The organism is Micromonospora sp. NPDC000089, from assembly GCF_042899365.1.
Classification (GTDB): domain Bacteria; phylum Actinomycetota; class Actinomycetes; order Mycobacteriales; family Micromonosporaceae; genus Micromonospora.
The window spans coordinates 60210-82593 of the sequence record NZ_JBIAZT010000006.1 but is presented as its reverse complement, the minus strand read 5'-3'; the positions used below and the strand labels follow the sequence as shown (position 1 = coordinate 82593).

Genomic DNA, 22384 nt, shown 5'->3' with positions numbered 1-22384 from the left:
TACCAGAAAGGGAGACGATGGAGAACGAGGATCGTCCGTTCGCGCGGCTCGTCGGCTTCTGCCGGGCCTGCTTCGAGGAGTACGCCCGGTTCGTGTGGGCCTTCTACGGCGGGGCGGCTGAGATGAGAGCCGCAAACCCCGCCGACCAGACCGCGCAGGACGCCCCGAAGAAGGCGCCGTGAGAAGAACAGTTCCGGTGCGACTCGGCGATCGCTCCTACGAGGTGATCATCGGCCCGGGCGCGCGCACGTCGCTTGCCGAGATGGTTCGCCGACTGGGCGCCAAACGGGCGGTCGTCGTGTCGGCTCGCCCGGAGGAATGGGTGCCTGACACGGGCGTGGAAACTCTGCTGCTGCCCGCCCGGGACGGCGAGCAGGGCAAGACCCTCGCCACGGTGGAGGCGTTGTGTGGTGAGTTCGTGCGGTTCGGGCTCACCAGGTCCGACGTTGTCGTGTCGTGCGGCGGCGGGACGACCACCGACGTGGTCGGACTAGCGTCCGCGCTCTACCACCGGGGCGTGGACGTGATCCATCTGCCCACGTCCCTGCTCGCGCAGGTGGACGCCAGCGTCGGCGGCAAGACGGCGGTCAACCTGCCTGACGGCAAGAACCTGGTCGGCGCGTTCTGGCAGCCCCGCGCGGTGCTGTGCGACACGGACTACCTGTCGACCCTGCCGCCGCGGGAGATGCTGAGCGGTCTCGGCGAGATCGCCCGCTGTCACTTCATCGGGGCGGGGGATCTGCGAGGGCTGCCGCTCTCGGAGCAGATCGCCGCCAGCGTGACCCTCAAAGCGGGCATCGTGGAGGTTGACGAGCGCGACGCCGGGAGGCGGCATCTGCTCAACTACGGCCACACGCTGGGCCACGCGCTCGAGTTGGTGACTGGATTCGCGCTACGTCATGGTGAGGCGGTCGCCATCGGCACGGTCTTCGCGGGCCGGCTGGCACGTGCGCTGGACCGTGTCGACCAGTCCAGGGCGGATGAACATCTGGCGGTCGTCCGCCACTACGGCCTGCCCGCCGCACTGCCCGCCGAGGTCGACCCCGGGTTCCTCATCCGCCAGATGCACCGGGACAAGAAGGCGATCGACGGGCTCGGTTTCGTCCTGGACGGGCCCGCGGGCCCGGAGCTGGTGGGCGATGTGCCGGAGGACGTCGTCCTCCGCGTCCTCGACGAGATGCCGCGTGCACCCATGGACGTGCTCGTCGGGGCCGCTGCGGCCCGTGCGGTTCTGACATGAGACGGTTTCCGTGCCGACCGGCCGACACCGGAGGCCCGCCCTACGATCTCTGCCCGGTGGACCGGCTGCTGACCCGCCGGCTGGACGAGGCGCTGGCCCGCCCGGCCGCGCAGCAGCCGTCTTGGCCGGACCCGGAGTGGGCCAGCGCGGTCGTCGAGCAGTTGCAGCACGCCGATCCGATCGTGGCGCCGCGCGAGACGGTGCAGCTGTCCGATCGGCTCGCGTCGGTGGCCCGCGGTGAGGCGTTCCTGCTGCAGGGCGGCGACTGCGCCGAGACCTTCGCCGACAACACCGAGTCGCATCTGCGGGCAAACCTGCGGATCCTGTCGGAGATGTCGGCCGTGCTGAACGACGCCACCGGCATGCCGGTGGTCACGGTCGCGCGGATGGCCGGGCAGTACGCCAAGCCTCGGTCCAGTGCCGTGGACGCGTCGGGTCTTCCGGTCTACCGCGGCGACATCATCAATTCCGCGGAACCAACCCTCGCCGCCAGAACGCCCGACCCGCAACGCATGCTGCGTGCCCACGCGAATGCGGCTGGCGCGATGGACGTGGTCCGTAGCGGCTACGCGAGCGAGGTCTACGTCAGTCACGAGATGCTTCTGCTCGACTACGAGCGTGCCGTGCTCTGGGCGAACGCCTGCGGCGCCGAGGCCAGGCTGATGAGCGGGCTCGCGCATTTCCTGTGGATCGGTGAGCGCACCCGTCAGCTCGGTGGGGCGCACATCGCGTTCGCGGAGCTGATCTCCAACCCGATCGGCCTCAAGATCGGTCCAGGCGTGACCCCGGAGCTGGCCGTCGAGTACGTGGAGCGCCTTGACCCGCACTCCACACCGGGACGGCTGACGCTCGTGAGCCGGATGGGGCACAACCTCGTCCGCGACGTCCTGCCGCCGATCGTGGAGAAGGTCAACGCCTCCGGACACCAGGTAATCTGGCAGTGCGACCCGATGCACGGCAACACCCGGAAGTCGGGGAACGGGTTCAAGACCCGGCACTTCGACCACGTGGTCGACGAGATTTCCGGCTTCTTCGAAGTCCACCGTGCACTCGGCACCCACCCTGGTGGCATCCACGTCGAGGCGACCGGTGAGGATGTGACCGAATGCCTCGGCGGTGCCTCGGGCATCGCTGAACGCGAGCTGCCCGCCCGCTATCGGACCGCCTGCGACCCGCGGCTCAACGCCGAGCAGTCGGCCGAGCTCGCCCACTTCGTCGCGGAGATGATGATCGGCCGGCGCGCAGGTGTCCAGGACGGGCCCCGATGACCTACCGCCCATCAGCGGCACCGCCCGCCTGTACGTCGTCCTGGGGTGCGGACTCGCACTGGCCGGGCCGAACCGTCACCTCGGCCGGACCGCACCCGGACGGCGCCGACATCGTCGTGAATGCCACGCCGCTCGGGCTCAACCCCGGCGGCCCACTGCCAATGCAGCCGGACCTCCTGCCACCGGGCAGTGTGGTTGCCGACATCATAATGAACCCTCGGGAAACACGGCTTCTCCGTGACGCCGCTGCACTCGGGCACCACGTCCATTACGGAATGCACCTGCCCGACGGGCCACTGGACTCATACCGCGCCCCTTTTCCGGCTGAATGACGTGCCGACGACTACCAGACCGAGGGATGTTTGACCACCGCCCGCAACCATAATCTGACCCGAGAGACTGAACTAGCCATTCCCTCGCCACCCGGCCATTCACGATTTTTCTCAACTGGACCCACCACGGAGAATCGGAGAGACATGGACGCGCGACACGCACCAGAATTCCCCGCGTGGCCTCAGTACGACGATGCCGAGCGTGCCGGCCTGATCCGTGCGCTCGACCAGGGCCAGTGGTGGCGCATGGGCGGAGACGAGGTCGACTCATTCGAGCGCGAGTTCGCTGACCACCATGGCGCCGAGCACGCGCTGGCGGTCACGAACGGTACGCACGCGCTGGAACTTGCCCTGCAGATCATGGACGTCGGGCCGGGCACCGAGGTCATCGTGCCGGCCTTCACCTTCATCTCCTCCTCGCAGGCGGCCCAGCGGCTCGGCGCGGTCGCGGTCCCGGTCGACGTCGACCCGGACACCTACAACATCGACCCGGCCGCGGTCACCGCCGCCATCACGCCACGCACCAAGGTGATCATGCCCGTGCACATGGCCGGTCTCATGGCGGACATGGACGCGCTGGCGAAGATCTCCGCAGAGAACGGCGTGCCGCTGCTACAGGACGCCGCGCACGCGCACGGCGCACGATGGCAGGGCAAGCGCGTCGGTGAACTCGGCAGCATCGCCACGTTCAGCTTCCAGAACGGCAAGCTGATGACCGCGGGCGAGGGCGGCGCCGTGGTGTTTCCGGAGGGCGAGACGGAGAAGTACGAGACGGCGTTCCTCCGGCACAGCTGTGGCCGGCCGCGCGGCGACCGCCGGTACCTGCACCAGATCTCCGGGTCCAACATGCGTCTCAATGAGTTCTCCGCGTCCGTGCTGCGGGCGCAGCTGCGTCGCCTTGACGAACAGATTGCGGTGCGTGACGAGCGTTGGAGGCTGCTGTCTCAACTGCTCGGGGCGATCGACGGTGTCGTCCCTCAGGGCGGCGACGTGCGCGCCGACCGCAACTCGCACTACATGGCGATGTTCCGCGTTCCCGGGATCAGCGAGGAGAACCGCAACGCCCTGGTCGATCGGCTCGTGGAGGCGGGCCTGCCCGCGTTCGCGGCGTTCCGCGCGATCTACCGTACTGACGCCTTCTGGGAGTTTGGCGCACCCGACGAGAGCCTGGACGTGATCGCAGAGCGCTGCCCCAACGCCGATGCCATCAGCCAGGACTGCCTCTGGCTGCACCACCGGATCTTGCTGGCCGGGGAGCACGAGATGCACGCGACGGCCGAGATCATCGCTGCCGCCGTGGCCACCGCATGAGCGTCCGGGTGGCGGTGGTCGGGCTGGGCTGGGCGGGGCGGGAGCTGTGGCTGCCGCTGATGCGTGAGCATGCCGACTTCGAGGTGGTCGCGGTCGTCGACGCCGACCCGGCGTCGCGCGCGGCGTTCCGGAAGGTGACGGGCATCGCCGTGCACCCGGCGGTGGACGCGCTCACCGCGCGGGAGGTCGACCTGGCCGTCGTCGCGGTGCCCAACCATCTGCACGTCGAGGTGGCGGGCGCTCTGCTCGCCACCGGGATCTCCGTCTTCATCGAGAAGCCGGTGTGCCTGACCTCGGCCGAGGCCGACATCCTTGCGATGGCCGAACGCAGCGGCGGGAAGCTGCTGGCCGGCGGCGCCGCCCGGTACCGGGGCGATGTCGAGGCCCTGCGGCGGGTTCTCCCGGACCTGGGCGACATCCGGCACGTCGACCTCGGCTGGGTACGGGCCCGCGGCGTGCCGCAGGCGGGCGGCTGGTTCACCCAACGCGACAAGGCCGGCGGGGGAGCGCTGTTCGACCTCGGCTGGCACCTGCTCGACACGCTGGCGTTTCTGCTCGGCCCGGCCAACTTCACGCAGGTGATCGGCGTGACGTCGGGTGACTTCGTCAATGCCGGGGCCTGGCGCGCGGCGTGGCGGCAGGACCAGCCCGGCGCTGACGCCGCCGACGTGGAGGACACCGCGCGCGGCTTCCTGGTGCGCGACGACGGTGTGTCGGTTTCCCTGCGGGCCAGCTGGGCGTCGCACGAGGCGCGCGACCTGTCCTCAATCCACGTCGAGGGCAGTGCCGGGGCCGCGGATCTGAGGTGCACCTTCGGCTTCAGCCCCAACCGTCAGCCCGAGCCGGTGCTGACGGTGACCCGCGAGGGAACCACGACGCGGCTCGCGGTGCCGACCGAGCGGATCGGCGTCGAATACACCCGGCAGTTGGACGGCCTCGCCGCCATGCTGGCCGATCCCGCCACCCGTGGCCGCGCCATCGCCGAGGCCCGGCCCATCGTGCGGATGATCGAGAACTTCTACGCGTCGGCAGGATCGGCCCGTGCCCGACGGGCGGTGCCCGCGTACCAGTAGAGAGGTGCTCCATGGCACTCCCGATCGTCGACCGGCCAGCGGCCGCGACCGACACTTCGACGCCGGTCAGGCACGCGGTCATCTTCGATCTCGACGGGGTCGTCGTCGACAGCTTCGCGGTGATGAGCGAAGCCTTCGCCATCGCGTACGCCGAAGTCGTCGGCGACGGCCCCGCCCCCTTCGATGAGTACCGGCGCCACCTGGGCCGCTATTTCCCGGACATCATGCGGATCATGAACCTGCCGCCGGCGATGGAGGAGCCGTTCGTCCGCGAGAGCTACCGGCTCGCCGACCAGGTGCAGGTCTTCGACGGCATCCTCGAACTGCTGCTGACCCTGCGGGTCCGTGGCCTGCGGCTGGCCATTGCCACCGGCAAGAGCGGGCCGCGGGCGCGGTCCCTGCTCGCCCGGCTCGGCCTGCTCCCGTTCTTCGCGCACGTGATCGGCTCCGACGAGGTCGCCCGGCCGAAGCCCGCCCCCGACATCGTGCGGCACGCCCTGGACCTGCTGGACGTGCCGCCCGAGCGGGCCATCATGATCGGTGACGCGCCGACCGACGTGGCCAGCGCCCAGGGCGCCGGCGTCGCCTCGGCGGCCGCGCTGTGGGCGCCGCCGGAGGACATCGGCGAGCTGCTCGCCGGCGGCCCTGACGCGGTGCTGCACCGCCCGGCCGATCTGCTGGCCCTCTGCCCGGCCGTCCCCGCTGGCTGACCCGTGGAGACGGCTCGTTATCTCGGGGTCGACGTCGGCGGGACCAAGGTCGCCATCCGGGTCGAGACCGATGCGGGGCATGTCTGGGAGACCACCTTCCCCTGGGTGCCCAGGCACAGCGTGCTGCGGGATCTCGCCCAGCTCACCGAGGAGGTGGCGAGGTTGCGGGCGCGGATTGGCGTACCACCGCTCGCGGTGGGGGTCGCGATGCCCGCGACGGTCGATCCGGCGGGCCGGATCACCTCGTGGCCCAGCCGACCGGAGTGGACCGGCCTGGACCTGGCGGCGGCACTGCGGGCGCTGTTCCCCGAGGCAGCCGTCGCCTGGGCGGACGACGGCGACCTCGGGGCGCTCGCCGAGGCCCGGGCGTCGGGTTGCGACGATCTGCTCTACGTCGGGCTGGGTACCGGGGTCGGCGGTGGTCTGGTCCTGGGCGGCGTACCGTGCCCCGGGCCAGGGCGTGGCTCATTCGAGATCGGGCACGTCATCGTCGAGACGGGAGGGGCGCCGTGCGTCTGCGGCCGGCAGGGCTGCCTTCAGGCGGTCGCGTCCGGACCGGCCACCCTGCGCCGTGCCGGTCGACTGCGGGGAGCGGACGTCACCTTCGACGAGCTGGGCCCGGCGTTGCGTGACGGACAGGACTGGGCCGTGGCCGCTGTCGATCGGATGTGCCGTGCCCTGGCTACTGTGGTGACCAGTGTGCAGGAGTTGCTCCACCCGCAGCGCGTGCTGATCGGTGGGGGCTTCGCGGCCGGTGTTCCCGAGATCATCGAGCTGGTGGCCGCTCAGCTGGCCGAGCTGGCGCGTACCGGACACGGGCCGCTGCCGGTGGAGTCGGCCAGGCTGGGCGGCCTGTCGTCGTTGTACGGTGCGCTGTCGCTCGCCCGCCTCGTCGCGTCGCACCCGGTGCGGCCCGCGCAGTCGACGACGTCACCTCCGCCCAGCTTCCCCGCCGCGTCGACCGCCGGCCCTCCCGGCAGTCGTGGGTGACCACCCACCCGTCGGTTCCCGACGGCCGGTGTCAACCCACCTCGGCCGGTCGGAGCAGCGGTAGGACGACCGTGTCGACGATGTCCGCGAGGGCCTCCTCGGGGACCGGCTGAAGGGTGGTGAGGAGTTCGAGCCGTAACAGGGCGAACGGCAGTTCCCGAACTCGTGGGGAGAGCCGGGAGAGGTCGATCTCACCGCGCGCCGCGGCACGTCCGTACACGACGTCCAGGGCGTGCGGGCGGCCGTACCGGATGACGTCGCGCAGGTCGGCGGGACCGGTGCCGGTCTCCTCGAAGTACCCGGCCAGGTGGACGCTCATCACGGTGACGAACTCGGCCCGGGTTCGGCTGATCTCCTGCAGGAGAGCCAACAGGTCGCCGCGGAGCGAGCCGGTGTCCTCGGGTACCGGGACACGGTTGCGTTCGAGGACGTGGACGATCGTCGCACGCAGCAGTTCGAGCCGGTCGCTCCAGCGCCGGTACAGCACCGGACGGCTGGTCCCGGCGCGGGTGGCGACGGCGTCCATGGTGAAGCGCGCGTAGCCGACCTCCTCCAACTCCTGCCAGGACGCGTCCAGCAGGACCTGTTCCAGGGCCGCTCCCCGTCGTCGCTTGCCCGTCTCACCGCCTCGACTCACCTGCGCAGCATACTTGCGGGCCCGTTCCGTCCGACCTAAAGTGACGCTCGATAAGAAACATCGATGTATCTTAGGATGGGCCCATGACCGCGTCCGGCAATCCCGCAGCCGCCGCCAGGCCGACCGATTCCGACCGCATCGACCCGGTCGTGCGGCGATTGGCGTTCACGATCATCGCCGGTGCCCTGGCGGCGGTCTTCGACACCACGATCGTCAGCGTCGCCATCAACGACCTGGCCCGCGACCTGCACGCCCCACTGAGCACCATCCAGTGGGTGAGCACGGGCTACCTGTTGGCCATGTTCGTCACCATCCCCATCGTCGGATGGGCCCAGGCAGCTGTCGGCGGCAAGCGGCTGTGGCTCGGTTCACTCGGGTTCTTCCTGCTCGGATCGGTGCTGTGCGCACTGGCGTGGGATGCCACCAGCCTCATCGTCTTCCGGATCCTCCAGGGCGTCGCCGCCGGCATCATGATTCCGCTCATGAGCACGCTGATCATGCAGGCCGTCGGCGGTCGCAACATCGGTAGGGTCATGGCGACCATCACCCTACCCGTCGCGCTCGGCCCCATCCTCGGTCCCGTGCTGGGTGGCCTCCTGCTGGCCTCCGGGAACTGGCGGCCGCTCTTCCTGGTCAACATCCTGTTCTGTAGCGTCGGAGGCTGGCTCGCGATCAGGAACCTTCCCGACGACCGGCCGTCCGGCGACCGGGGCCGCCTGGACATCGTTGGCCTGCTCCTGTTGTCACCGGGTGCCGCCGCCCTCATCTACGGCCTGTCCCAGATCCCGGCCAACTCCGGCTTCGGCAGCCCCAAGGTGCTGATGCCGATCCTGGCCGGTCTCGCTCTCGTCACCTGCTTCGTGGCCTGGGCGCTACGACGAGGACCCCGGGCGCTGGTGAACGTCCGCCTGTTGAGTCGCCGGCCGCTCGCCGCGTCCGCGGGCCTGCTCTTCCTGGTCGGCGTGACACTGTACGGCGCGATGCTGCTGCTGCCGCTCTACTGGCAGCAGGCCCGAGGCGAGGACGCGCTCGGGGCGGGGTTGTTGCTCATTCCGCAGGGTGTCGGCTCGCTGTTGTCGCGTTCCGTCGCCGGTCTCTGGACCGACCGGGTCGGGCCCCGCTGGATCGCGTTCACGGGCTTCAGCATCGTCGGCCTGGCCACCGTGCCCTTCGCCTTCGCCGCCGACGCCCCCTACCCGCTGCTGATGGCCGTCCTGGTGGTCCGCGGCCTCGGTCTGGGTATCGCCACCATCCCGCTGGCCAGCGCCGCATATCTCGGCCTGGACCACGGCGACATCCCCAACGCCAGCATCCTCGTCCTGATCACCCAGCAGATCGGCGGCTCGTTCGGCACCGCCGTGCTGGCCATGATCCTGCAGCACTTCGCCTCCGGCGCGAAGACCCTGGACGCCGTCACCCAGGCCTTCGGTGCGACCTTCTGGTGGTCGGTCGGCTTCACAGTCCTCGCCGTGCCGCTGTGCCTCCTTCTTCCCAGCCGTCCCAAGCCCCGGTCCGATTCCGTGAAACCCGAAGCCGAGGTCTCCGTCCAAGCCTGAGCCGCACGGCACGCGTTCTGTCTATCGACACAACTAAATCAGAGGCATGACCGGCGTTGGCGTCTCGTCTCACGTCGGTGTCGGTGGCTGTCGACAGGAGCCTCACCGTATCGAACTGGACTTCCTGACGGGTCTTCCAGCGCCCCCGCGCGCCTATCCGGGGATCGCCCCGACAGTCGAGCTCACTCCCATGAGAACAAAGTGGACAGAGGTCAAGCACACCCGGTCTCGATGAGCGAGCAATTGATCCGCGCCGTGGTCGGCAAATGTCCCCGCAAGGTATAGTCAGCCGCGCGAGTCTGCGCTAGCCTACGATCGCTTGTGCAGATCGCCGATGATCGAATGGCAATCATGTGGATGGCGGGGCCGACGTGCGTCGGTCGGCGGCAATTGATGCCTGCGGCGGAAGTCGCTGCTGCTGTTCATCGGTTCTGCGGGTCGCGGCGGCACTGTTCCTGATCACCGCTGGGTGGAGAATCACGGTTTCGGTGCCCGTCCGCGTGCCCTTGATGACTGCCACCGTGACCAGGTAGGAAGAGAGTAGAACATGGATCGTTCAGGGAGAATCGGTCGGACCCGCCGCGGATCCGTCCGCGCCGTCGGACTGGTGGCGACCCTTCTCGTCGCCCTCCCCGCCGCCGGCTGTGGCGCCGACAAGGTGGAATACCGCGACGATCGCGGAGATCTCACCCAGCTCGTCTACCGCTTCTACGCCGACACATCGGAGGGGAAGTTCGACCAGCTCGACGAGGTGCTCTCCGACGGGGTGGTCGTCACTAATCCCGGTGGCGGTGTCACCGAAGGCCGGGACAAGGTCATCGCCAGCGCGGCGGAGGGCTTCAAGAAGGAGGGCCGGGCCCAGGAGTTCGCCAACAACGTCATCGTCGACGTGAACGGCGACAAGGCCAACATCCAGGCGGAGGTGATTCAGCTCTTCGGTAGCAGCGTCACGCCGAAGGGGAAAATCGCTCCAGAGCCCACTCTCACGATCAACTCGCGGATGCACTTCCAGGCGGAGCACTCCTCGAAGGGGTGGCGTCTGTCACGCATCGAAGGCGACGTCATGTGGGTGATCGACAAGCCTCAGGCCACGCCCCCCAAGAGCTGAGCCAGAATCCTGTGTAGACGACAGGCCGGGGAGGGATGCTGCCACCGCCATCCCGAACCGGTGGCCCGCCCCCTCACCGCTTGATCGGGAGGGGGCGGCACCCGTCTCGCGGCAGTGGTGGCAGCATCCACCGGTGACTGTCCTGTCTCGTTCCGTCGCACCGGCTCGGAGGCCACGTCCTGGTTCGTGCAACTATCAAGGCGAGGTATGTCCCGCTGCGCGCGCCTGCCCTAGCCTACGAATGCTCGTACGGATGACGGGTGGAGCGATGCGGTCGGGGTGAGGTAATCATGACGGTCCTGTCGCTGATGCCCACCGCGGTCGACCAGCTGCTGCGCGTCACGTCCATCCCCGACGGTGTGACTCGTCTGACCACAGAGGACATTGCGGTCGAGGGGACGACCATCCACTTAGGTGACGGTGTATCCTTCATAACCTCCCCATCAACCGCGATGCGGAAGTCCACGACTCCCCGGACTCCCTGGAGGTGCACCGCTCCACCGCCCGGGGCGACGTCGCGTCCGGGTTCGGTGCCCACCAGTGCCTCGGCCAGAGCCTCGCCCGCGTCACGATAGAGATCGCACTCGGCACGCTGATCCAACGGCTACCCGGACTGCGTCTCGCCGTTGCGGCGGACGAGATCCCGTTCAATCCGACGGCGGGCTTCGAGGTGATCACCGAACTGCCGGTCGCCTGGTAACTGCGGGCAGGCGTCGTCAGATCCGGGTGCATGGGCGCCCGCTGCCCCGGAGTCCGGCGCGGCGACCTCGTGAGGAATCGGCGACTTGGGCGGTAGGTCGTGGCGGCACAACGGGTGTATGGCCCCTCTAGACAACGCAGGAGAAGATTCCATGGATGACCCCGTTGGCCGTCGCGCCTTCCTGGTCTCGACCGCGCTCGGCTCCGCGGGCATCGTGGCGGGCGTGAGGTCGCTCGGTTCGAGTGACCCGATGGCGACGGCGCAGGCAGCGAGCTTCAGAGGGCAGCAGGCGCCGCTCGCGGCACCGCAGTTCGGTCTCACCAAGTTTCTCGACCCGTTGCAGATTCCGCCGACGATCCAGTCGTATTCGCGGCGGAACCGGGACGAGCTCACGATCACGATGACCAACGCGCGGAGGCGGCTGCACTCCCAGCTGCCCGAGACCACGCTGTGGACCTACGAGGGACGATTCCCCGGCCCGATCATCGAGGTACGCAGCAACAGGCGACTGCGGGTCACCTGGGTCAACGAACTCCAGGGTACGGTGCCGCTCGTGGCGGTACGGGCGCCGTACGCGGTGCCGACGCCGGCCAACACACCCGGCTACCGCCAACCGGACGGCAGTCTGCCGGCCGGGGTGGAGCTGATCGACGGTGTCGCGGACCTGCCGCCGTGGAACGTCGTACACCTGCATGGCGCGTTGACGAACGGCGGCAACGACGGCTGGGCGCACAACGGCGTGTCGCCGGGGGGGGCCCAGCTCACCGAGTACCCGAACCGCCAGGCCGCCACCGCCCTCTGGTACCACGACCACGCGATGGCCGTGACACGCTTCAACGTCCACGCCGGACTTGCCGGCATGTACCTGATCCGCGACGAGGAGGAGGACCGCCTGGGACTACCAGGCGGCGACCACGAGATCCCGCTGATCATCGCGGATCGCAACCTCGACACCGATCCGACGACCGGCGCGCTCACCGGCCAGCTGCTGTTCAAGTTCCAGTACCTGCCCGCTACCGGCACATCGGCCCCCGTCACCGGCCCGTTCACCCTCGTCAACGGTGTCATCTGGCCGCATCTCGACGTCGACGCGCGCTGGTATCGCTTTCGGGTGCTCAACGCGGCGAATGGTCGGTTCTTCCGCCTCGATCTGGTCGACGAGGCGGGCACCGTGCACAACGACGCGGTCCGGATCGTCGGCACGGATGCGGGCCTGCTGCCCGCCCCGGCGGCGGTGCCGGCGAGCGGGCTGACCATCACCCCGGCCGAGCGCGTCGATCTGCTCATCGACTTCAGCCGGTTCAAGGGACAGCGCCTGCGCCTTGTCAACACCGGCGCCTCGGTCGACCCGGACATCATGCAGTTCCGTGTCGAGAGCCGCGGCCGCAACGACTCGTTCACTCCGTTGGCCCAGCTGTCCACAAAGTATGTTCGGCTGGAACAGGGCGTGACCGTGCCGGAGGACCACGACGAGGTGTTCGTGGCGACGACACCGCAAGGTGTTGCCGGCCGGCCGCACCCGGAGTTGTGGGAGCTCAAGGAGATCACCGAGGCGGAGGAGCTGCCGACGCGATTCCCGGAGGAGGGGGTCGTCCAGGTCACCGACCCGGGCACGGGGCAGGTGCGAACGTTCCGGAAGGTCGCGCGCCTGTTCGACGACACGACGACGATCTTCATCGACCGAGGCCGGTGGGTGGTGTGGAACCTGATCCAGCTCGGCGGGGCCCCGCACCCGATGCATATCCACATGGCCCGGTTCCAGATGCTCACCCGGCGGAAGTTCAGCGACCTGACGGCCTTCAACGTCGCGGTCGGCGGCACCACCCAGCCGCTGCCCGCGCCGAGCGACGGCCCGCCGATCGCGAAGCACGAGGAGGGCTGGAAGGACACCTTCAGCCTGTGGCCGGGTGAGTGGATCCGGGTTGCCGGCAAGTTCGAGGGCGCCACCGGCGAGTTCATGTACCACTGCCACATCCTCGACCACGAGGACGAGGGCATGATGCGCCCCTTCGTCGTACACCCGCCCGAGGTCGCCCGCTTCCACATGCACCCGGGTGGCTCAGCCCACCACGCGGGCAGCGAAGGGCAATCACATGCGCACTGACCGCCGGCGGTGCGGCGTGGCGCGCAAAAGCCGCTGCCTTCGGTCGTTCCGCGGGCTCCGGGGAGAGTAGCTGTGCTAGGGCTGTTCGCAGGACGCGTTCGACGACGCGTCCTGCGAACCCCGCCACCGGCCGTCTGCCCGAAAACCTGCCCTGCTCCTTGCCACATTGTTGCCCAAGGCGACCGAAGGCCTCGACGACCATGCCCGGCTGTCGTTGGCCAGGGCTGCGATGCGGTACGCGGCGGCAGGCGAACCCGCCGAGCAGCACATGGGTTTGACGCGCGTAGGCGTCACGCCTTCGAGGCTGCGTCACATCGACGGCGAACTGGCGGTGAGGGCGGGTCCTCCTCGCCGCCTGGGATTCCGGCTGACCACAGGGTCCGGCCGGCCGTACCCGGTATCTGAACGCCCCTGGGAGGGAACATGGACAGCACCAGCGAGACCTGTCCCGCAAACACCACCACCGGTACGCCCGCTCTGGATATGAGGGATGCGGAACTGCTCCGCGACCCGTTCCGGGGATACTCGCGACTACGCGAGCGGGATCGCATCGTCCGTGCCGTCTACCCCACCTCGCCCACACCGCTGTGGCTGATCACCCGGTACGACGACGTAAAGATGGTGCTGGGTGACCAGCGCTTCGCCAACAACCCGGCAAGCGTGCCCGGTGCGGACGTCGAGGGCCTCCACGAGGAGCTGGCCAAGGCGCTCGGACTCGAACAGAAGTACATCAAGATCTTCACGAGCAGCCTGCTGGACGCCGACGGAGAGGACCACGTCCGGCTGCGCCGCCTGGTCTCGCGCACTTTCACCGCGCGGCGGGTGGCCGCTCTGCGTCCCCGGGTGGAGGAGATCGCCGCAAGGTTGCTGGACCAGCTCGAACAACGTGCGGCCGAGGACGACGCCGATGGTGAGGGCGTCATCGATCTCATCGAGAACTTCGCCTACCTGCTGCCGATCAACGTCATCTGCGAACTGATCGGTATCCCCGAGGCTGACTGGCCCCGGTGGCGGCAATGGGGTCGGGCGGCGTTCTCGCTGGAACCGGGGGCGCAGAACGAGCCGATGCGCGGCATGGTCGACCACATCACCGAGCTGGTCGAGCAGCGCCGCGCCGTGCCCACCGGCGATCTGCTGTCCGGGTTGATCGAGGCGCACGACGAGGAGGGAGACCGGCTAACCAGTGACGAGCTGATCACGATGGTGCTGACGCTGGTGCTGGCCGGAACCGAGAACACCGCGCACATGATCGGCAACGGCACCCTGGCGCTGCTGACCCACCCCGACCAGATGGCCGCGCTGCGTGCCGAGCCCGCGTTGCTGCCGGCGGCGGTCCAGGAGTTGATGCGCTGGTGCGGCCCGCTGCACGGAACCCAGTTCCGGCACGCGGTCGAGGACGTCGAGATCGGCGGTGTCACGATCAAACAGGGCGATCGGCTGATGTGCATGCTGGTCGCGGCCAACTTCGATCCGCGTTACTTCGCCGACCCTGATCGCCTGGACCTCCGCCGGCAGCCCGACGGCCAACGCGAGATGCACGTGGGCTTCGGGGCCGGCCTGCACTACTGCCTGGGCGCTCACCTGGCCAAGCAGGAATTCGAGGTGGCGTTCGGCGGCCTGCTGAGCCGCTTCCCGGACATGGAACTGGCCGTTGCGGCGGAGGAACTGGAACGACAGAACATGCCCGGCTCGTGGCGGCTGAGGCGGCTACCCCTCCGCCTGCACGGAGCTGCGGCGCGGCCTCGATAACGGATTCGGCCATGCCCGCCTGGTCGCGGCTGCTGACTCGTCGGTCGATCGAGGCCGGCCAGCAGTCAGCGACCAGGCGGGCACGGCCGTCACTCTGTCCCAGCCCGACGCATCGGCTGAAGCCCCGACCACGGTGCTGGCGACGACGTACGGCTGGATAGCGCCGCAACCGCCGCGCGTGGCACTCCGGGCGTCGGGACGAGATCGGTCAGTTCAGCGTGGTGTCGGGGTCGACGAAAACGTCTCCGCCGTCGATGCGCACCAGGTAGACGTCCACGGGATCGACGGCCGGCGGGGAGGTAGGTGCGCCGGTGCGCAGGTCGAAGCACGCTCCGTGCATCCAGCACTCGATTCCCTTGCTGGTGACCTCGCCCTCCGACAACGCCATCCGGGCGTGTGAGCACTGATTCCGCAGGGCGTGCACCTGGTCCCCGACGCGCACCAGCACGACGGGGACGTCACCGATCTCAACGGCGAGAGGCGCCCCGTCGTCCAGTTCGGACAGTGCACACACTCGGGTCCCGTTCGACGTGCGCATGCGGGCGAACCCCTCTCTGGTGGGAATGTGCTGTTCTGCCAGGTGGGCTCGGCTGATTTGCTGATGCGACGGCAACGCGCAGGTCCTGGCGGTTCGTTACCGAACCGCCAGGACCTGCGCCGCGTGGTGAGGGTTATCAGCAGCCCTGCTGGCGCGTCAGCGATGGTACGCGAACGGGCCAGTCTGTGGCGGGTGGAGCCGACGCATCCGCGTCCCAACGGACCGCGACCGGGACGCCGTGTCCAGGTCAACGGCAGGAGATGGCGTACGTGCCGGGGATCTCAGGCCAGTTTCAGCGGGAGGGTCCTGGTCCGGGTGAAACCGGGTCGCAGGATCCACGGGATCTCCTCGCGCGGCACGGCGAGGGAGAGGTCCGGGAACCGGGTGAACAGCCCCTGCAGCGCCACCTCAGCCTCCTGGTAGGCCAGGTGCTGACCGAGGCAGCGGTGGATGCCCTTGCCGAACCCCAGGTGACTCTCGCTGCCGACGGCCAGCCGGTCGATGACCAGCTTGTTGGGGTCGGGGAACTTGCGCGGGTCGGTGTTCGCGGCCAGCAGCAGCGGCGCCACCGGCGCACCCCGCGGGATCGTCACACCGCCCAGTTCGACGTCCTCCACGGGGAACCGCGGCTGCGCGAACTGGATCGGGCCCAGGCGTTGCAGCTCGCGCACCGCCTGCGGCCACATCGACGGGTTCTCCTTCAGCCGCGCGAGCTGGTCGGGGTTCTCGAGCAGGATGATGACCGAGTTGCCGATCAGGTACGTGGTGGTCTGGTGGCCGGCGGTCACCAGGCTGAACAGAATGCCGATGATCTCGTCGTCGGAGACCCGGGTCGGGTCCTCGGCCTGCGCCTGCACGAGCGCGGTGACGAGATCGTCCTGAGGCTCGGCCCGCCGCTTCTCGATCAAGTCCCGGGCGAGGTCGATGCACTTCAGCAGCGTGGTCGGGATGCGCTCACCGTTCATCGTGGCCATCGAGTCGCCCCAGGCCCGCCAGTGCGGCCGGTCCGGTTCGTCGATGCCGACCAGCTCGCAGATCACGGTGACCGGCAGCGGGTAGCAGTACTCCTCGACCAGGTCGACCGGCGAGCCGTCCCTGCTGTCCTCGGCCAGCTTGTCCAGCAGGTCCGCGGTGATCTTCTCGACCCGGGGGCGCAGCTTGCCGATACGGTGCGCGGTCAGCGCGTACGAGACCAGCTTGCGCAGCCGGGTGTGATCCTCGCCGTCGGACACGTTGAGGAGGTTGGCCATCCACGGGATCAGGTCCGGCGGGAAGTCCAGCCGCTTGAACACGCCGTCCCGGATGTCCGCGATGGTCGAGTCGGCCGGCGGGTTGGTGACGAACCGTGGGTCGGTGAGGACCTGGCGCACGTCCTCGTAGCGGGTGACGAGCCACATCTCGGGCCCGCCCATCATGGTGCCGATGTTCAGGGTCCCGGTGTTCGGCCCAGTCTCCTCGCGCAACCGCGCGTACCAGCCGAACGGGTCGGCGACCACTTCTGGTGAGAACAGGTCGACCGTTTCGGCCGATGTCTCGGCAGTGGTGGTCATGAGCCCCTCCCTTTCGTGTCGAAAAGCCTGCGATCGGTTGGCGTGGGGCGGGCGCATTGCGGCGCCGTTTCGGCAACGATAGGAAAGGGGCAGCAGGCTGAGCATCCCTCAACCTGATAGGTGTGGGCGGCGCTGCCCGGTCCGGCGCTTCGCGCCGATGGACTACCGAGCTCAGCCGTGATCCGGGTGCTCTGCCGGTCATGCGGTGCTATCAGAGCGAGGGATGTGTGGCCGGTGGTGCCTGTTCTAGTCTCCCGGGGACACCTGCGGGTTGCTGTTGATCAGAAGGCGGGTCCGGTGGGGCTTGGTGCTGCTTTTGAAGGTGCTGGCTCGGCTGTGCTGTGTCGTACCGAGACGCGGTCGGCGGCACTGACAACGGCTGCGCGGTCCGGGCCTCTGCAAGCCTGGCTGAGTCGATCACCGGCTCGGCCTGACGGCCACCTGGTGGGTGGTGGCGATGATCAGCCGCCCCGGCGGCGCGCACGAGAACACGACAAGTGGCCGGGCGCCACAGTCGATCCTTGGCAGACCGGCGGAGCTGATGCGCTGTTTGCTGAACAATAAAGGGAGGCCCCTGCGGTGACGACCGAGACGAAGGAAACCCCGCCCGCCGACGAGTCGCTTGGGGCCCCGCTTCCCCGAGGGTTCATGCAGCGCGACGATCCGTTCATGCTGCCGTCCGCGTTGGCGGAGCTGGCCGAACGGTCCCCGGTCGGCAGGTCGACGTTGCCTAATGGTGATCCGTTCTGGTTGGTGTCGGGGTACGACGAGGCTCGTGCGGTGCTGTCGGACCCGCGTTTCTCGGCTGACCGGTTCCGCTACCATCCCAGGTTCAAGAACCTGTCCGGGCAGCTCGGGGAGCAACTGCGGAACGACAAGGCGCGGGCGGGCTCGTTCATCAACATGGATCCGCCGGAGCACACTCGCTACCGTAAGTTGCTTACCGGGCAGTTCACCGTGCGGAGAATACGTGAGCTCACCGCACGGATCGAGCAGATCGTCACCGAGCGGCTGGATGCGATGGTGGCGAAGGGAAGCACCGCTGACCTTGTTCCTGACTTCGCGGTTCCGGTGCCCTCGCTGGTGATCTGCGAGCTGCTCGGGGTGCGCTACGAGGATCGGCAGGAGTTTCAGCAGCGCGTGGCGGGCCTGTTGCAGACGAACTTGCCGGTCAAGCAGGCGGTCGAGAACCTCGAAGCTCAGCGCGCGTTCATGCAGCGGCTGGTAAGTGATAAGCGGAAGAACCCCACGGACGACCTGATTTCCGGTCTGGTCCACCACGCGGGTGCCGATCCCGCGCTGACCGACGACGAGTTGGTCGGCATCGCCACCCTTCTGCTCTTCGCCGGTCTCGAGACCACCGCGAGCATGCTGGGGCTGGGCATGTTCGTGCTGCTGCAGCGACCCGAGCAGCTCGCCGTGCTGCGTGACGAGCCGTCCCGGGCGGGTGACGCCGTAGAGGAGTTGCTGCGCTACCTGACTGTCGTCAGCACTGGGCTCTTCCGTTTCGCCAAGGAGGACCTGGAATTCGGCGGGGAGCACATCCCGGCTGGTTCCACTGTGGTGATCTCCCTATTGGCCGCGAACCGGGACAAGCGGCACTGGCCAGAGCCGGAGGCGCTGGACGTCACCCGCACCCGGAACTCGCACCTGGCGTTCGGCCACGGTGTGCACCAGTGCCTCGGCCAGCAGTTGGCTCGGATCGAGATGACGGTCGGCTACAGCGAACTGCTACGTCGCTTGCCCAACGTCCGCCTCGCCGTGCCACCCGCGGATGTGCCCCTGCGCAACGACATGATCACCTACGGTGTGCACGCGCTGCCGGTCACCTGGGACGCGCCATGAGGGTGCGTGCCGATCGAGGAGTCTGCATCGGGTCGGGTCTGTGTGTGCTGCGCTTGCCCGAGATGTTCGACCAGAGCGAGGACGACGGCACCGTGGTGCTCCTCAGGGCCGACCCAGACCAGGAGGCCATCGTACTCGAGGTTGTCGAGGCCTGCCCGTCCGGCGCCCTGCGGATCGATCCCTGAGGTTTGTGCCCTGCCGTAGTCGGCCTACGGGAACGCGAGGAGCCGGCGGTGTGACCCGCCGGCTCCAGCGCCTGCCGAACGGGGCCGGCGCCGGTGGTGAGCCACGGTTCCAGGCTCCCGCCGGCGACAAACCCTGACAGACCGTGTTGGGGAGCCGCCCTGGCTCACCTCTGCGTCGTCGCGCCCGCCTCCGCCCGCGGCCGACGTGCCGATCGGCGCCGCCCCAACCGCGGCGGCGACCGATCCGCGAACAACGCAGACGCGTATTCCTCCCACGGCCCTGCGCGCCCGTGTCGCTACCGAGCCTTCTCATCCTGGACAGCGGTCGGCTTCGGTGTGGTGCAGGATGCGGATGACCTGCCCGATCGTAGTGGTGCGGGCGTGGGCAGCAGCCCAGCTTGGCCAGGATCTTCCAGGGGTCCTGAGCGTGGCGATGGTGCCCTCGCCGTGGGCGCGGATCCTCGCGTGTGCCTGGTTGACCGCCTTCTGTCGGCGTGACAGCTTCAGTCGGAAGCGGCGTCGCTTGAACGGGGTGCGCACGCTGCCCCGGGCGCCTTGGTAGCCCTTGTCGGCGAAGGTCATCACGTCCGCGCTGGTCAGGGCGTCGGTGAGGCCGTGGCTGCAGGCGGCGGTGAGGTCGTGCGCCGAGCCCGGCAGTGCCGGTGAGGCCCACACGAGTGGGCCGGCGGCGTCGGCGGTGACCGGCGCGTTCACGCCATGGCGCTTGTGCTTACCGGAGTGGTACGGCCTCTGGTGCGCTACCCGGTCGATCCGGACTCAGGGCGCCGTGCGGGATCGCGTACGCCAGGCGGCGGATGCGCAGAATCGCGGCGGCCAGGTCCTCGGCGACCGCGGCGAGCGGCACGATCGCTTCCTGTACGTAGCGCCAGGCGGTGGTGACGTCGACCTCGAGATCCGCGGTGAGCCCGGCGTGAGTGTCGCTGTTGCGCAGGTGAGCCAGAGCCAGCAGCGCCTGCCGGCCCGGATCGAGGCGCCGCCACCGGGATCGGTTCTGGGGGCGGTGTGCTCGGATGCGTTCGGCGAGGTGGTGCGGAGTGCGGCTGCTCAGCGGGATCGTGGGTGGGCAAGACAAAGGCCCACTGACAGCCGGTGCTCATGACGGGGCGGGCGCGTCGGAGACGGCAGTCAGGTGGGGGCGGGCGCCTCGAAGCGCCATGCATGAGTCGTAGCTTGGCAGCAGGCCCAGCTCAGCAGCTTCGCTGAGGGTCGGTGCGGCGGCGTCGCGGTCGGACAGGACGGGTCCGTCGGGCAGCCGGAGAGGCAGGCCGATCTCGGGGTCCAGTGGGTGCACGGTGATGACATCCTGCGGCCGGTAGAGCTCGGAGAGTTGGTACTGGACGCAGGTGTCGTCAACCAGCGCGACGAAGGCGTGCCCGAGCCCTTCCTCCACGTAGACCGAGGACGCGTCGTGTCCGTTAAGGATGATCATGTCCCATTTTCCGAAGGTCGGCGAGCCTGTCCTCAGGTCGACGACGAAGTCGAGCATCAACCCCCGGACGCACGTGACAAGTTTGGCCAGGCCCGGTGGGACGGCCGCCCCGTGAATGCCACGCAGAACGTTGGAGTGAGAAACCGAATAGTTGGTCTGGACAATCCTCGGCGGGTACCCGAGCACTTCGGTCAGCACGTCCTCGCGGTAGACCTCGAAGAACGCACCACGTTCATCGGTGAACGACCGTGACGAGATGAGGAAGGCGCCACTGATGTCCAGCGGTCGTACGGCCATGCTGCGGTTGTTGAGGCCCGCTCTACTCATGTGAGAAACGTAGCTCATGTTGATTCCTATGGGGACCGTTGCGAGCCCCGCTGTCTTGAGTGGTGCAGCTCGCGGAGGGCTGCCTGGTGATCTGTGTGCTGTCCGCGGCGTCGAACCGGCGCCAGCCCGGCTGCCGGCACCACCGGCTGCACCCGCGGCTGACTCACCGCACCGCCTGGACCGCCCAGCACGGCCCGCTGCCGATCATCGAAGGCACCGCCGAGACCACACCGGCGGTCGTTACTTCAGCGTCAGGCGGCTCAACCGGTCCCGTAAGCGGTCGAGGCGCGTCGGCAGATCCGAATCTCCCTCGGGCCATATGAGATCGATACCGACCCGTCCGTCGAAGGTGTTCACCACATAGCCACCCATGGCCGCCGCCTTTCTGATGCTGGACGCGGAGTGGAAGTTCGTCAGACGCAGATCGGGCGGTGTGCGCATCGGCGGCACCACCCCCCAGTTCATCATGCTGACCACGGCGGCGGCGATGCTCGGATCCCACGGTTTCGCGTCGGGCAGAGGCTGGCTGAACATGTCCAGGAGGCTGCGCTGGATCGATCCATCCGCCAGCCCTGCACGCAGCCGTTCACCAATCGCTCGACCGATCGTGACAGCGTCGGGTTTGATGTCGTCGGTGGCCGTGAACCCGACACCTCCAAGCACGTTCGTACCCTCGGTCGGACCCACCTGAGGCGTGAGGTGGCTGCGCAGATTCACGGTGAACCGGTACACGAGCTGGTTCAGCGGCAGGTCGCGGATCTCGGCTTCGACGAGGAGCAGGACGCCCGCCAGCAAACCGTTGATCGTCACGTGCTCACGGTGGCCGAGCTCCGCCAGGGCCGTTGTCTGCGCTGTTGTCATGCGGTGTTGAACGACGTGGTGAGCAGGTGCGCGCCGTTCGGGCGCCGCCGGCCGGTCCGTCACCACCAACGACTGCGGAGCGCGTCCGGCGTCGGGCACAGTACTCCGGATACCACGCTCGGCGAGTAGGTCCTCCAACGACCTGGGATGCGGGTGACGGGGCAGGTCGATGGGCTTGCCGTGAACCGCATCGGTGTAGCAGGACCATATCGTGGCGAGCACGTCGATGGAGTGGTAGGCGTCGGCGATGCTGTGATGGGTCAGCAGGCACACGCTGGCCTCGTCACCGTCGCGTACGACGTTGAGCGCGCTCAACGCACGGTGCTGATTCAGCTCCACGCCGGTCAACGGACGTTTGAGGTCCCCATTGCAGGTGTGGACTTCCGGCCGGGCGTCGGACTCCACGAAGAAGGGTCCGCCATCGCCGGCGTCGAGTCGGGCCGTGAGCTGAGGATAGGCGCCGCACACCGCCTCATAGGCCGTTGCCAGGGCAGCCAGGTCCAGTCGGCCGGTGGCGCGGACGGTGTATCCTATGTAAGCCTCTTTGTCGGCATGGATCTTTTCGGTGGGCGTCAGCGCACGCCAAGTTCGAGCTCCTGTCACGAATTGGCCTCCAGTCAGCGCGGGTCCCGAGTAGTCGTGAATCTGCCAGGGGAACTGCGATGTCAAGCGTGACCAGATTTCCCCACGCCGCGCCCCGGAGCCATCACCAACGTGGGTAGGCTCAGCCAACTGGTGATCACGGCACCGACGGTTCTCGTCATGACTGTCGCTGGCCCACCGGTCAGCTGCGACCCTCGGGGTCACGTCCGCGCTGGTGAGTTAGCCACATCGCCGCCCAGGCCGGACT

19 protein-coding genes and 1 pseudogene are annotated in these 22384 nt (G+C 68.5%); 14 read left to right on the top strand and 6 right to left on the bottom strand.

Features of this window, described 5'->3' with window-relative positions; translation table 11 throughout:
• Nucleotides 1–17: 17 nt before the first annotated feature.
• From ACFY3U_RS13740 to ACFY3U_RS13710, 7 genes are all read left to right on the top strand, one after another.
• The gene (locus ACFY3U_RS13740; RefSeq protein ID WP_387200106.1) at nucleotides 18–182 is read left to right on the top strand and encodes a hypothetical protein; all 165 of its coding nucleotides are present in this window, start codon (nucleotides 18–20) and stop codon (nucleotides 180–182) included.
• A complete protein-coding gene (locus tag ACFY3U_RS13735) occupies nucleotides 179–1240 on the top strand; it encodes a 3-dehydroquinate synthase family protein (protein ID WP_387200103.1) in 1062 nt (353 codons plus the stop codon). The genes ACFY3U_RS13740 and ACFY3U_RS13735 overlap by 4 nt, the downstream gene beginning before the upstream one ends.
• Nucleotides 1237–2508 (top strand): 3-deoxy-7-phosphoheptulonate synthase, encoded by a 1272-nt coding sequence (locus tag ACFY3U_RS13730; protein WP_387200100.1) that lies wholly within the window; start codon nucleotides 1237–1239, stop codon nucleotides 2506–2508. The genes ACFY3U_RS13735 and ACFY3U_RS13730 overlap by 4 nt, the downstream gene beginning before the upstream one ends.
• A 476-nt stretch (nucleotides 2509–2984) precedes the next feature.
• Nucleotides 2985–4151, top strand: coding sequence for a 3-amino-5-hydroxybenzoate synthase (rifK, locus tag ACFY3U_RS13725; RefSeq protein ID WP_387200098.1), 1167 nt, complete (start codon nucleotides 2985–2987; stop codon nucleotides 4149–4151).
• Nucleotides 4148–5224 (top strand): Gfo/Idh/MocA family protein, encoded by a 1077-nt coding sequence (locus ACFY3U_RS13720; RefSeq protein WP_387200095.1) that lies wholly within the window; start codon nucleotides 4148–4150, stop codon nucleotides 5222–5224. Before rifK ends, ACFY3U_RS13720 begins: the two co-directional genes overlap by 4 nt.
• An 11-nt stretch (nucleotides 5225–5235) precedes the next feature.
• Entirely contained in the window at nucleotides 5236–5934 is a 699-nt protein-coding gene (locus ACFY3U_RS13715) for an HAD-IA family hydrolase (RefSeq protein WP_387200092.1), read from the top strand.
• Between the two features lie 3 nt (nucleotides 5935–5937).
• Nucleotides 5938–6924, top strand: coding sequence for an ROK family protein (locus tag ACFY3U_RS13710; RefSeq protein ID WP_387200089.1), 987 nt, complete (start codon nucleotides 5938–5940; stop codon nucleotides 6922–6924).
• Nucleotides 6925–6955: 31 nt separating this feature from the next.
• Here the strand turns inward: ACFY3U_RS13710 and ACFY3U_RS13705 are convergent, their stop codons facing one another.
• Complete coding sequence (locus tag ACFY3U_RS13705; protein ID WP_387200086.1) at nucleotides 6956–7561, bottom strand: TetR/AcrR family transcriptional regulator; 606 nt, start codon at nucleotides 7559–7561, stop codon at nucleotides 6956–6958.
• 83 nt (nucleotides 7562–7644) lie between these two features.
• Here ACFY3U_RS13705 and ACFY3U_RS13700 point away from each other — a divergent pair, with 83 nt between their 5' ends.
• From ACFY3U_RS13700 to ACFY3U_RS13680, 5 genes are all read left to right on the top strand, one after another.
• Nucleotides 7645–9117: a DHA2 family efflux MFS transporter permease subunit gene (locus ACFY3U_RS13700; protein ID WP_387200084.1), complete on the top strand. Its 1473-nt coding sequence runs from the start codon at nucleotides 7645–7647 to the stop codon at nucleotides 9115–9117.
• A gap of 607 nt (nucleotides 9118–9724) precedes the next feature.
• Entirely contained in the window at nucleotides 9725–10225 is a 501-nt protein-coding gene (locus ACFY3U_RS13695; RefSeq protein ID WP_387200081.1) for a nuclear transport factor 2 family protein, read from the top strand.
• Nucleotides 10226–10712: 487 nt separating this feature from the next.
• Complete coding sequence (locus tag ACFY3U_RS13690; RefSeq protein WP_387200078.1) at nucleotides 10713–10925, top strand: hypothetical protein; 213 nt, start codon at nucleotides 10713–10715, stop codon at nucleotides 10923–10925.
• A gap of 250 nt (nucleotides 10926–11175) precedes the next feature.
• On the top strand, nucleotides 11176–13029 hold the full coding sequence (locus tag ACFY3U_RS13685; RefSeq protein WP_387200633.1) for a multicopper oxidase family protein: 1854 nt from the start codon (nucleotides 11176–11178) through the stop codon (nucleotides 13027–13029).
• A 423-nt stretch (nucleotides 13030–13452) separates the two neighbouring features.
• Nucleotides 13453–14778 carry a cytochrome P450 gene (locus ACFY3U_RS13680; protein WP_387200076.1) on the top strand — a complete coding sequence of 442 codons (1326 nt, stop codon included), beginning with the start codon at nucleotides 13453–13455 and terminating at the stop codon, nucleotides 14776–14778.
• A gap of 208 nt (nucleotides 14779–14986) precedes the next feature.
• Here the strand turns inward: ACFY3U_RS13680 and ACFY3U_RS13675 are convergent, their stop codons facing one another.
• On the bottom strand, nucleotides 14987–15316 hold the full coding sequence (locus ACFY3U_RS13675) for a non-heme iron oxygenase ferredoxin subunit (RefSeq protein ID WP_387200073.1): 330 nt from the start codon (nucleotides 15314–15316) through the stop codon (nucleotides 14987–14989).
• A gap of 281 nt (nucleotides 15317–15597) precedes the next feature.
• Nucleotides 15598–16866 (bottom strand): cytochrome P450, encoded by a 1269-nt coding sequence (locus tag ACFY3U_RS13670; RefSeq protein WP_387200070.1) that lies wholly within the window; start codon nucleotides 16864–16866, stop codon nucleotides 15598–15600.
• 648 nt (nucleotides 16867–17514) lie between these two features.
• Between ACFY3U_RS13670 and ACFY3U_RS13665 the strand changes: the two genes are divergently transcribed.
• The gene (locus ACFY3U_RS13665; protein WP_387200630.1) at nucleotides 17515–18711 is read left to right on the top strand and encodes a cytochrome P450; all 1197 of its coding nucleotides are present in this window, start codon (nucleotides 17515–17517) and stop codon (nucleotides 18709–18711) included.
• A complete protein-coding gene (locus tag ACFY3U_RS13660; RefSeq protein WP_387200067.1) occupies nucleotides 18708–18896 on the top strand; it encodes a ferredoxin in 189 nt (62 codons plus the stop codon). Before ACFY3U_RS13665 ends, ACFY3U_RS13660 begins: the two co-directional genes overlap by 4 nt.
• 309 nt (nucleotides 18897–19205) lie before the next feature.
• Here the strand turns inward: ACFY3U_RS13660 and ACFY3U_RS13655 are convergent.
• The 3 genes and pseudogenes from ACFY3U_RS13655 to ACFY3U_RS13645 form a co-directional block, all read right to left on the bottom strand.
• Nucleotides 19206–19989, bottom strand: a pseudogene (locus ACFY3U_RS13655) (transposase family protein).
• A 21-nt stretch (nucleotides 19990–20010) separates the two neighbouring features.
• Complete coding sequence (locus ACFY3U_RS13650) at nucleotides 20011–20673, bottom strand: dTDP-4-dehydrorhamnose 3,5-epimerase family protein (RefSeq protein ID WP_387200064.1); 663 nt, start codon at nucleotides 20671–20673, stop codon at nucleotides 20011–20013.
• Nucleotides 20674–20913: 240 nt separating this feature from the next.
• Nucleotides 20914–22137, bottom strand: coding sequence for an acyltransferase (locus ACFY3U_RS13645; protein ID WP_387200627.1), 1224 nt, complete (start codon nucleotides 22135–22137; stop codon nucleotides 20914–20916).
• Between the last annotated feature and the right edge of the window lie 247 nt (nucleotides 22138–22384).

Excerpts from the sequence above, each read along its gene's own strand:
- ACFY3U_RS13740 (WP_387200106.1), top strand. The coding sequence starts at position 18 with ATGGAGAACGAGGATCGTCCGTTCGCGCGGCTCGTCGGCTTCTGCCGG.
- ACFY3U_RS13730 (WP_387200100.1), top strand. The coding sequence starts at position 1,237 with ATGAGACGGTTTCCGTGCCGACCGGCCGACACCGGAGGCCCGCCCTAC.
- rifK (WP_387200098.1), top strand. The coding sequence starts at position 2,985 with ATGGACGCGCGACACGCACCAGAATTCCCCGCGTGGCCTCAGTACGAC.
- ACFY3U_RS13720 (WP_387200095.1), top strand. The coding sequence starts at position 4,148 with ATGAGCGTCCGGGTGGCGGTGGTCGGGCTGGGCTGGGCGGGGCGGGAG.
- ACFY3U_RS13715 (WP_387200092.1), top strand. The coding sequence starts at position 5,236 with ATGGCACTCCCGATCGTCGACCGGCCAGCGGCCGCGACCGACACTTCG.
- ACFY3U_RS13700 (WP_387200084.1), top strand. The coding sequence starts at position 7,645 with ATGACCGCGTCCGGCAATCCCGCAGCCGCCGCCAGGCCGACCGATTCC.
- ACFY3U_RS13685 (WP_387200633.1), top strand. The coding sequence starts at position 11,176 with ATGGCGACGGCGCAGGCAGCGAGCTTCAGAGGGCAGCAGGCGCCGCTC.
- ACFY3U_RS13680 (WP_387200076.1), top strand. The coding sequence starts at position 13,453 with ATGGACAGCACCAGCGAGACCTGTCCCGCAAACACCACCACCGGTACG.
- ACFY3U_RS13675 (WP_387200073.1), bottom strand. The coding sequence starts at position 15,316 with ATGCGCACGTCGAACGGGACCCGAGTGTGTGCACTGTCCGAACTGGAC.
- ACFY3U_RS13670 (WP_387200070.1), bottom strand. The coding sequence starts at position 16,866 with ATGACCACCACTGCCGAGACATCGGCCGAAACGGTCGACCTGTTCTCA.
- ACFY3U_RS13665 (WP_387200630.1), top strand. The coding sequence starts at position 17,515 with ATGCAGCGCGACGATCCGTTCATGCTGCCGTCCGCGTTGGCGGAGCTG.
- ACFY3U_RS13660 (WP_387200067.1), top strand. The coding sequence starts at position 18,708 with ATGAGGGTGCGTGCCGATCGAGGAGTCTGCATCGGGTCGGGTCTGTGT.
- ACFY3U_RS13650 (WP_387200064.1), bottom strand. The coding sequence starts at position 20,673 with ATGAGTAGAGCGGGCCTCAACAACCGCAGCATGGCCGTACGACCGCTG.